Origin of the sequence: Methylobacterium sp. WL103, from assembly GCF_008039885.1 — a bacterium.
In the GTDB taxonomy this organism is placed as follows: domain Bacteria; phylum Pseudomonadota; class Alphaproteobacteria; order Rhizobiales; family Beijerinckiaceae; genus Methylobacterium; species Methylobacterium cerastii.
This window is the reverse complement of the sequence record NZ_VRUX01000152.1, coordinates 1-8,391: the sequence shown is the minus strand read 5'-3', so window position 1 is coordinate 8,391 and position 8,391 is coordinate 1. Positions and strand designations below refer to the sequence as shown.

The 8,391-nt window shown below is 70.9% G+C and carries 8 protein-coding genes and 1 pseudogene; 6 read left to right on the top strand and 3 right to left on the bottom strand.

Annotated features, from left to right (window positions below; genetic code table 11):
- Window positions 1-217 (bottom strand): GTP-binding protein (locus tag FV222_RS11605; protein ID WP_246685427.1); only part of this gene is annotated, 217 nt, incomplete at its 3' end.
- A 302-nt stretch (window positions 218-519) separates the two neighbouring features.
- On the opposite strand from FV222_RS11605, the gene FV222_RS11600 reads away from it, so the two are divergent.
- Window positions 520-1,380 carry a porin family protein gene (locus FV222_RS11600; RefSeq protein WP_147753642.1) on the top strand — a complete coding sequence of 287 codons (861 nt, stop codon included), beginning with the start codon at window positions 520-522 and terminating at the stop codon, window positions 1,378-1,380.
- A 131-nt stretch (window positions 1,381-1,511) separates the two neighbouring features.
- On the opposite strand, the gene FV222_RS11595 is transcribed toward FV222_RS11600, so the two are convergent.
- Window positions 1,512-1,934 (bottom strand): PaaI family thioesterase, encoded by a 423-nt coding sequence (locus FV222_RS11595; protein WP_147764249.1) that lies wholly within the window; start codon window positions 1,932-1,934, stop codon window positions 1,512-1,514.
- A gap of 247 nt (window positions 1,935-2,181) precedes the next feature.
- Here FV222_RS11595 and FV222_RS11590 point away from each other — a divergent pair.
- The 5 genes and pseudogenes from FV222_RS11590 (at window position 2,182) to FV222_RS11570 (ending at window position 6,512) form a co-directional block, all read left to right on the top strand.
- Window positions 2,182-3,213: pseudogene (locus tag FV222_RS11590) on the top strand (cyclase family protein).
- A gap of 15 nt (window positions 3,214-3,228) precedes the next feature.
- Window positions 3,229-4,179, top strand: coding sequence for a 3-hydroxyacyl-CoA dehydrogenase family protein (locus tag FV222_RS11585; RefSeq protein WP_147764247.1), 951 nt, complete (start codon window positions 3,229-3,231; stop codon window positions 4,177-4,179).
- Between the two features lie 43 nt (window positions 4,180-4,222).
- A complete protein-coding gene (locus FV222_RS11580; protein WP_147764246.1) occupies window positions 4,223-4,981 on the top strand; it encodes an SDR family oxidoreductase in 759 nt (252 codons plus the stop codon).
- A gap of 10 nt (window positions 4,982-4,991) precedes the next feature.
- Entirely contained in the window at window positions 4,992-5,876 is an 885-nt protein-coding gene (locus FV222_RS11575) for a 3-keto-5-aminohexanoate cleavage protein (protein ID WP_147764245.1), read from the top strand.
- 213 nt (window positions 5,877-6,089) lie between these two features.
- On the top strand, window positions 6,090-6,512 hold the full coding sequence (locus FV222_RS11570) for an organic hydroperoxide resistance protein (RefSeq protein ID WP_147764244.1): 423 nt from the start codon (window positions 6,090-6,092) through the stop codon (window positions 6,510-6,512).
- Between the two features lie 92 nt (window positions 6,513-6,604).
- Here FV222_RS11570 and FV222_RS11565 read toward each other — a convergent pair.
- A partial coding sequence (locus FV222_RS11565) for a M3 family oligoendopeptidase (RefSeq protein ID WP_147814335.1) occupies window positions 6,605-8,391 on the bottom strand: 1,787 nt, incomplete at its 5' end.

The following is an 8,391-nucleotide window of genomic DNA, read 5'->3' as shown; positions in this document are numbered from 1 at the left end:
CCGTCTCGTACTCGACGTGCGCCGTCGAGATCGTGATCCCGCGCGCCTTCTCCTCGGGTGCCTTGTCGATCTGGTCGTAGGCCGTGAACGTCGCCCCGCCGGACTCCGCCAGGACCTTCGTGATCGCCGCCGTCAGCGACGTCTTGCCGTGGTCGACGTGACCGATCGTGCCGATGTTGCAGTGCGGCTTCGTGCGGGCAAACTTCTCTTTGGCCATGGTTCCCGTTCCTGCGGCAGGGCCCGCGCACGGGCGCACCCGATCTCTCTATCGCCCGGCTCGCTGGGAGGCCCGGCGAAAGGCGCGGTCCGATTAGAGGCTCGCCGTCCTTTGATCAAGGGCCGGGTCTCGCCCGGGACTTCGGCTGCGGGCCCCGTTGCCTGATTCGCCTGTCCGAGGCCGCGTGCGGCGGCGGCGCTGCATTTGGGCTGCACTGTGGCACGGCGGGCATAGTGCCTGGGGCATGCTTCCGCTTAATTGGCGCCAGAGCCATTCGGGACAGTCTTCAGGTAACCCTCATCATGACGAAGAAGCTTCTCCTCGCATCCACCGTGCTGGCCGGCATGACCGCCGTCGCCTCCGCCGCCGACCTGCCCCGCCGCGCCCCCCCGCCGGTCTTCACTCCGATCCCGGTCTTCACCTGGACCGGCTTCTACGCCGGCCTCGAGTCGTCCTACGCCTTCACCGACCGCCAGCGGATCATCACCAACGGCACCACTCCGGTCACCGTCGGCAACGTCGCGGCCGGCCGCCGCCTCTCGACCGTCACCACCGAGCAGGATGCGGTGGGCAAGCTCGGCGGCACCTTCGGATACAACTACCAGTTCACGCCGGGCTCGGGCTTCGTCATCGGCGTCGCCAACAGCATCGACTGGACCGACCTCACCAAGAACCGCTTCGTGATCGGCGCTCCGCTCGCCGGCGGCGTCGTGGGCAACCCGGCCGCCTACCGTCAGAGCCTCGATTGGCTCGGTACCCTCACCGGCCGCGTCGGCTACGGCTTCGATCGGGTGCTGGTGTACGGCATGGGCGGTCTCGCCTACGGCAACGTGTTCTACGACGCCCGCTTCTTCACGCCCGGCAACGCCCTGCAGTTCGCCGGCCGCTACGACGACTTCGAGACCGGCTATGCCTACGGCGGCGGCATCGAATTCGCAGTGCCCACCGACAGCTTTCTCAACACCTTCGCCTTCGGCAAGTACCTCGGCCTGAAGTACGAGGCGGTCACCGTGAAGGTCGAGTACCTCCACTACGACCTGGGCAGCCGCAACGTCGTCGTCAGCGCGGTCCCCGGCGTCGGTACCGGTGCGTACGTCTCGCGCTTCACCACCGAGGGCAACGTCGTTCGCGCTGGCTTCAACTACAAGTTCAGCGGTCTCTGAAATCGACCGCAGTCCCTCGGGGCTGCACCTTCAGCGACGGTTCATGGGCGGGCACCGGCAGCGGTGTCCGCCCTTTTTCGTTACCCGGGTCGCCCCATTCCGGGAAACCAGGTTGGTTCGGTGTCGTCACCTCAGGCGTTCACCCGGCTTCCGGGGGCTTGCTCGTCCCGGCCGGCGGGCTTGAACAGGCCGCTCGCCGTTGCGATCAAGCCGCCGTCCTCTCCGCGGATCTGCGCCTCGCAAAACAGCACCGAGCGCCCACCGCGCACCACGAAGCCTTCGGCCAGCAGCACGCCGCGACCGGGGGCGAGGAAGCGGGTCTGCATGTCGAGGGTGAGCACCGGACGCCCCGCCGAGAGCCGCGCCGCGGTGCCCATGGCGATGTCGAGGAGCGTGCAGATCACGCCGCCATGGGCGATGCCGAGGTTGTTGCCGTGGTCGTCGCGCAGGCGCAGCCGCAGCCGGGTTCGCCCGTCGGCATAGCCGAGGGCCTCGACGCCGCAGAGCCGCGCGAAGGGGATGTCGGCCCCGAAGATCGTATCCTGCTCGCGCATCGGCTGCTCCGACCCTCGCCCGTTTCGAAGGCCGGGTATGCGGGCGCCCGCGCGCCCTGACAATTCCGCCCGGCTTCGTCGCTCCGACCGCGACCGGGTCGTTGACAGACCGGTATGGCCGGACGGACGATGCCGGCAACGGGATCCGTCAAGGATCCGGCTTCAGGGATGGACGCATGCGCCCGGCTCCGGCACCCGCCGCGCCACGGATCTGCGCGGGCAGGACCGATTCCGGCAGGACGCGCCGATGACCGCGCCGCGCTGGCGCCGCCGGCCCGAGGGCTCGACCTGGGGCGATTACGGCCCCGACGACCAGCTCGGCCGCGTCAACGGGCTCGATGCGGCCAAGGTGCTCCAGGGCGTCGCCGAGGTCCGCGAGGGGCGTACCTTCTGCCTCAGCCTGCCCCTCGACCTGCCCGGCGGAAACGTCCTGAACCAGCGCCGTCACCCACCGCGCCTCAGCCCGACGGTGCGGACCAACGGCCGGCCGGTGACGAACTTCCGGGTCTGCGAGGAGGTCGACGGCGCCACCGACGTGATCTGCGACGACCGGGTGATGCTCTACCTGCAATACTCGACGCAGTAGGACAGCCTCGCCCATGTCGGCGGCCTGTTCGACGCCGACGGGGACGGAACGCCAAAACCCTTCTACTACAACGGCTTCTTCGGCGGTCTCGACGTGACGGGTCCGAATGAGGCCGCCGAGGTCGAGGCTCCGTCGCGGGCGTACCGCCTCGGCATCGAGCGCCTGGCCGAGCACGGCATGCTGGGTCGCGGCGTAATGATCGACCTGCGGGCGCATTGCGGCGACGACCGCGCGCTCGTCGGCTACGACGGCCTGATGCACATCCTGGAAGCCGACGCGGTCGCGGTCGAGCCCGGCGACATGGTCTGCCTGCATACCGGCTTCGCCGACCGGCTCCTTGCCTGGGCCGGCGAGCCGGACCGGGATGCGGTCCACCGCATCTGCGCCGTCCTCGACGGGCGCGATCGGCGGCTGCTCGACTGGATCACCGACAGCGGCCTGTCCGCGCTGATCGCCGACAACTACGCGGTCGAGGCCTATCCCGCGCGTCCAGGCGGGGCCTGCTGCGCGATCCTGCCGCTGCACGAGCACTGCCTGTTCAAGCTCGGTCTGCCGCTGGGCGAGCTCTGGCACCTGACGCCGCTGGCGGACTGGCTGCGCACGAACGGACGCCATCGCTTCCTGCTCACCGCGCCGCCCCTGCGACTTCCCGGCGCCGTCGGTTCGCCGGCGACGCCGATCGCCACCGTTTGACCGGAGGAGGACATCATGGCCGAGATCGCCGTCGTCGGAGCCGGGCTGATGGGCCACGGCATCGCCCTGGTCCTCGCGCTCGGCGGCCATGCCGTCCGCCTCGTCGACAGCCGCCTTGAGACCCTCGACGCCGTGCCCGGCCTGATGGCCTCCGCGCTCGCGACCCTGCAGGGGGCCGGAGCCGCGCCGGACGGGTGGAGCGCCGACCGCCTCGCCGCCGCCGTTCGCCTCTCGCAGGACCTCGCAAGCGCCGTCGACGGGGCGAGCCTCGTCATCGAGGCGATCACCGAGGACCCGGAGGCGAAGCGCGGGCTGTTCTCCGAGCTCGACCGGCTCTGCGCCGACGACGCGGTGATCGCCAGCAACACCAGCTACCTCGACGTCTTCCCGCTGATCCCGGCGATGCGCCAGCCGCGCGCCGTCGTCGCGCATTGGTACACGCCCCCCTACATCGTCGACCTCGTCGACGTGGTGCCCGGCCCCGAGACGCTGCCGGAGGTGGTGGCGGGCATCCGCGACCTCGTCGTCGGCCTCGGCCAGGTGCCGATCGTGCTGAAGCGCTTCGTGCCGGGCTACGTCGCCAACCGCATCCAGTCGGCGATCACGGCGGAGGTGCACCACCTCCTCGACGCGGGCTACGCCACCCCGCGCGAGATCGACGACGCCATCGTGCATGGGCTCGCCTTACGCATCCCGATCCTCGGCCACCTCGCCAAGGCGGACTTCACCGGGCTCGACCTACAGCGAAGGGCGCTCGCCAACGCGAGCTACAGCCCGCCCCCGCCGCGCACCCGGTCCGACAGCCTCGACGCCCTCTGCGCCGAGGGGCGGACCGGGGTGATGGCCGGGCGCGGCTACTTCGATTGGGGCGGTCGCGACCCGGCGGAGCTGTTTCGCGAGCGCGACCGCAAGCTGCTCGCCCTGAAGGCGGCCCTGCGCACCATCGGCCGGATGGAGGGGACGTGAACGCCCCCGGCCGCCGAATTCCGATCGCAGACGGGAGCACACCATGATCAGCGCCGACCTTCGCGGCAAAGCCGTCCTCGTCACCGGGGCCTCCTCCGGCATCGGCCTGGCCGCGGCCACGCTGTTTGCGCGTAACGGGGCCACGGTCGCCCTGAACCACCTCGCAGACGACCCACGCGGCCCGGAAGCCGCCGGGCGGCTGAGCGCCGAAGGTCTCTCCGTCACGGCGGTCGCCGGCGACGTGTCCCGCGCGGGCGAGGCGGAGGCGATGGTCGCCGCGGCGATCGCGACGCTCGGCGGCCTCGATGTGCTGATCAACAACGCCGGCACCTCGGGCACGCAGGCGCCGATCGCCTTCGAGGACCTCGACGCGATGACCGAGGACTTCTGGAACGCGATCCTCTCGACGAACCTCGTCGGCCCCTATCGCTGCGCGCGGGCGGCCGCCCCCGCCCTGAAGGCGCGCCGCGGCGCCATCGTCAACACCGCCTCGGTGGCCGGCCTCGGGCGGCGCGGCTCCAGCATCGCCTATTCGGCGAGCAAGGCCGGGCTCGTGAACCTGACGCGCTCGCTCGCCCGGGCGCTCGCCCCCGAGATCCGGGTCAACGCCGTCGCGCCGGGCCTTGTGGCCACGCCCTGGACCGCGAACTGGCCGGAGGAGCGCAAGGCGGCGACCGTCGCCAACACCCTGATGGCGCGCCTGGCCGAGCCCGAGGACATCGCCGAGGCGATGCTCTTCCTCGCCGCCGGCGGCGCCTACATCACCGGCGAGACGCTGGTGGTCGACGGCGGGATGATCTGAGGAGACGGCGATGTCGCAGAAGACCGTGATCACCTGCGCCCTGACCGGCTCGTTCGACACGACCGCGAAGAACCCGGCGGTGCCGGTCAGCCCGGAGGCCATCGCCCGCTCGGCGCTCGAGGCGGCCGAGGCCGGCGCCGCGGTGGTGCACATCCATGTCCGCCACCCCGATACCGCGGCGCCGAGCATGGAGTTCGACCATTACCGCGAGGTCGTCGAGCGCATCCGCGAGCGGAACGCCGACGTGATCCTCAACCTGACGACGGGGCCCGGCGGGCGCTTCGTGCCGGGCATGGCCGACCCGGCGGCGGCGGGGCCCGGCACCACCTTCGTCAGCCCGGAGGTGCGGACCCGCCACGTCAGCGCGCTGAAGCCCGAGCTCTGCACCCTCGACGTGGCGACGATGAACTTCGGCGAGCACCTGTTCCTCAACACCCCGGCGCACCTGCGCGCCATGGCCGAGGCGATCCGAACTGCGGGCGTCCGTCCGGAGATCGAGGTGTTCGACCTCGGCCACATCGCGCTCGCCCGCCACCTCGTCGCCGAGGGGCATCTCGCCGCGCCCCCGCTGTTCCAGATCTGCCTCGGCATCCCGTGGGGCGCCCCGGCCGACCCCGAGACCCTGGTGCAGATGCGGGCGCGCCTGCCGGCCGACGCGGTCTGGTCGGCCTTCGGCATCGGCCGGGCCGAATTCCCGATGGTGGCGCTGGCCGCGAGCATGGGCGGCAACGTCCGCGTCGGCCTGGAGGACAACCTCTACCTCGCCCGTGGCAAGCTCGCGCCGAGCAACGCCGCCCTGGTCGAGAAGGCGGTGACGCTGCTGTCGCTCCTCGATTGCGCGCCGGCGACCCCGGACGAGGCGCGCGCGATCTTCCACCTCCCTGCGCGCGATTGAGCGAATCGCGCGAAGCTCCCGAGCGGGAGCGTTCTTCCCGCGACCCCGATGGGGCGGCAAGGGCCTCGCGGGGCATGCCAGGCCGGCCGACGGCACGGCATTGCGACGGCGTTGGCCCCAAAATGTAGATTGTGCGCAATCGATATTCGTGCAAGGAGAGGGCATCGGCTCCGCACGACGCCCGTGCGAACGCCATCCGATCAGGAGACGACGATGCAGGCTCTGTACACCGCCCACGCCCACGCCACCGGCGGCCGCGAGGGTTCCGCGGCGACCGACGACAGCCGCCTCGGCGTCGGCCTCTCGACCCCGAAGGAGCTCGGCGGCAACGGCGGCCCCGGCAGCAACCCCGAGCAGCTCTTCGCCGCCGGCTACGCCGCCTGCTTCCTCGGCGCGATCAAGTTCGTCGCCGCCCAGGACAAGGTGAAGGTGCCCGAGGACGCCCGCGTCGACGCCGAGGTCGGCATCGGCAAGCGCGAGGACGGCACCGGCTTCGGTCTCACCGTCAGCCTCAAGGCCAGCCTGCCGGGCATCGACCCCGCGACGGCCGCCGACCTCGTGAAGCGCGCCGACGTCGTCTGCCCGTACTCGCACGCCACCCGCGGCAACATCCAGGTCGCCGTCGCCGCCGTCTGATCGCGGCCGAACCTGAGACTGCGAGCCTGAAATGAAAAGACCCGCGACGGCAGCCCCGTCGCGGGTCTTTTCATGGGCGTGGTCGCGGGTGGTCAGGCCTCGGCTTCCATCCCCTCGAGCTCCGCGATCATCCCCTCGATCATGCCGAGCCCGATCTGCCAGAAGCCGGGATCGCGTGCGTCGAGGCCGAACGGGGCGAGGAGCTCGCCGTAGGGCTTCGAGCCGCCGGCCGAGAGCAGGGCGAAGTAGCGCTCGACGAAGCCGTCCTCGGCCTTGGCGTAGACCCCGTAAAGCGAGTTCACCAGGCAATCGCCGAAGGCGTAGGCGTAGACGTAGAACGGCGAGTGGATGAAGTGCGGGATGTAGGCCCAGAACGGCTCGTATCCGGCATCGAGCGTGATCGCCGGGCCGAGCGATTCGGCCTGCACCGACATCCACAGGCCGTTGATCTGCTCGGCCGTCAGCTCGCCCTCGGCGCGGGCGAGGTGGACCTTGCGCTCGAACGAGTAGAACGCGATCTGGCGCACCACCGTGTTGATCATGTCCTCGACCTTGGCGGCCAGCATCGCCCGGCGCTGGGTCGTGTTCGTGGTCGCGGCCAGCAGGCGCCGGAAGGTCAGCATCTCGCCGAACACGCTGGCGGTCTCGGCCAGCGTCAGCGGCGTCGGCGCCATCAGCGCGCCGTTGTGGCCGGCCAGCACTTGGTGGACGCCGTGGCCGAGTTCGTGCGCCAGCGTCATCACGTCCCGCGGCTTGCCCTGGTAGTTGACGAGCACGTAGGGGTGGACCGAGGGCACCGTCGGGTGCGCGAAGGCGCCGGGCGCCTTGCCGGGCCGCGTCGGCGCGTCGATCCAGCGCCGGTCGAAGAAGTCCCGCGCGATGCCGGCCATCTTCGGTGAGAACGCATTGTAGGCGTCGAGCACCGTGTCGCGCGCCTCGGTCCAGGGGATGGTGCGCTGCTCGACCTTCGGCAGCGGGGCGTTGCGGTCCCAGTAGGGCAGCGCCTCGACGCCGAACCACTTCGCCTTCAGGCGATAGTAGCGGTGCGACAGCCGCGGATAGGCTTCGCGCACGGCGTCCACGAGCGCGGCGACCACCTCCGGCTCGACCCGGTTCGAGAGGTGGCGGGCATCCGCCACGTCCTTGAAGCCGCGCCAGCGGTCCGAGATCTCCTTGTCCTTGGCCAGCGTGTTGGTGATCAGCGTGAACACCCGCAGGTTCTCGCGGAACACCTCGCTGAGCGCGCCGGCCGCCTCCCGGCGCACCGCGCCGTCCGGGTCCTGAAGCTTGTTCAGCGTCGGCTCCAGCGGCAGCCGCTCGCCCTGGATCGGGAAGCGCAGCGCCGCGATGGTCTCGTTGAACAGCCGGTCCCAGGCCGCGTTCGCGGTGACGGACTTCTCCAGGAACAGTTTTTCGATCCGGTCCTCGAGCTGGAACGGCTTCTCGCGGCGCAGGTCCTCGATCCACGGGGCGTAATGCGCGAGCGGCCCCCCGGCCATCGCCGCGTCCAGCACGGCGTCCTCGATGCGGTTGAGCTCGAGGGCGAAGAACAGCAGGTCGCCGGAGGCGTTCGTCAGGCGCTCGCGGGTGTCGCCGTAGAACTTCGCCCGCGCCTCGTCGGTGGTGTCGCCGGAATAGACCAGCCCGGCATAGGACATCAGCCGGCCGAGCAGCTCCTCGATGCCCTCGTAGGCGGCGACCGCGGCGGCGAGACTGGCGGAGGCGTCGGGGCCGCTCGCGAGCTGCGCGATCTTCCCGGCGTAGGTCTCGGAGAAGGAACGGCAATCCGCCTCCGCTTTCGCGAGGTCGCGGCGGAAGTCCGGGGCGTCCAGGCCGGAATAGAGGTCGGCGAGGTCCCATTCGGGGAGCGGCCCGAGGT

What these genes read in the sequence shown, in the direction of transcription:
- FV222_RS11600 (WP_147753642.1), top strand. Translation starts at nt 520, where the DNA reads ATGACGAAGAAGCTTCTCCTCGCATCCACCGTGCTGGCCGGCATGACC.
- FV222_RS11595 (WP_147764249.1), bottom strand. Translation starts at nt 1,934, where the DNA reads ATGCGCGAGCAGGATACGATCTTCGGGGCCGACATCCCCTTCGCGCGG.
- FV222_RS11585 (WP_147764247.1), top strand. Translation starts at nt 3,229, where the DNA reads ATGGCCGAGATCGCCGTCGTCGGAGCCGGGCTGATGGGCCACGGCATC.
- FV222_RS11580 (WP_147764246.1), top strand. Translation starts at nt 4,223, where the DNA reads ATGATCAGCGCCGACCTTCGCGGCAAAGCCGTCCTCGTCACCGGGGCC.
- FV222_RS11575 (WP_147764245.1), top strand. Translation starts at nt 4,992, where the DNA reads ATGTCGCAGAAGACCGTGATCACCTGCGCCCTGACCGGCTCGTTCGAC.
- FV222_RS11570 (WP_147764244.1), top strand. Translation starts at nt 6,090, where the DNA reads ATGCAGGCTCTGTACACCGCCCACGCCCACGCCACCGGCGGCCGCGAG.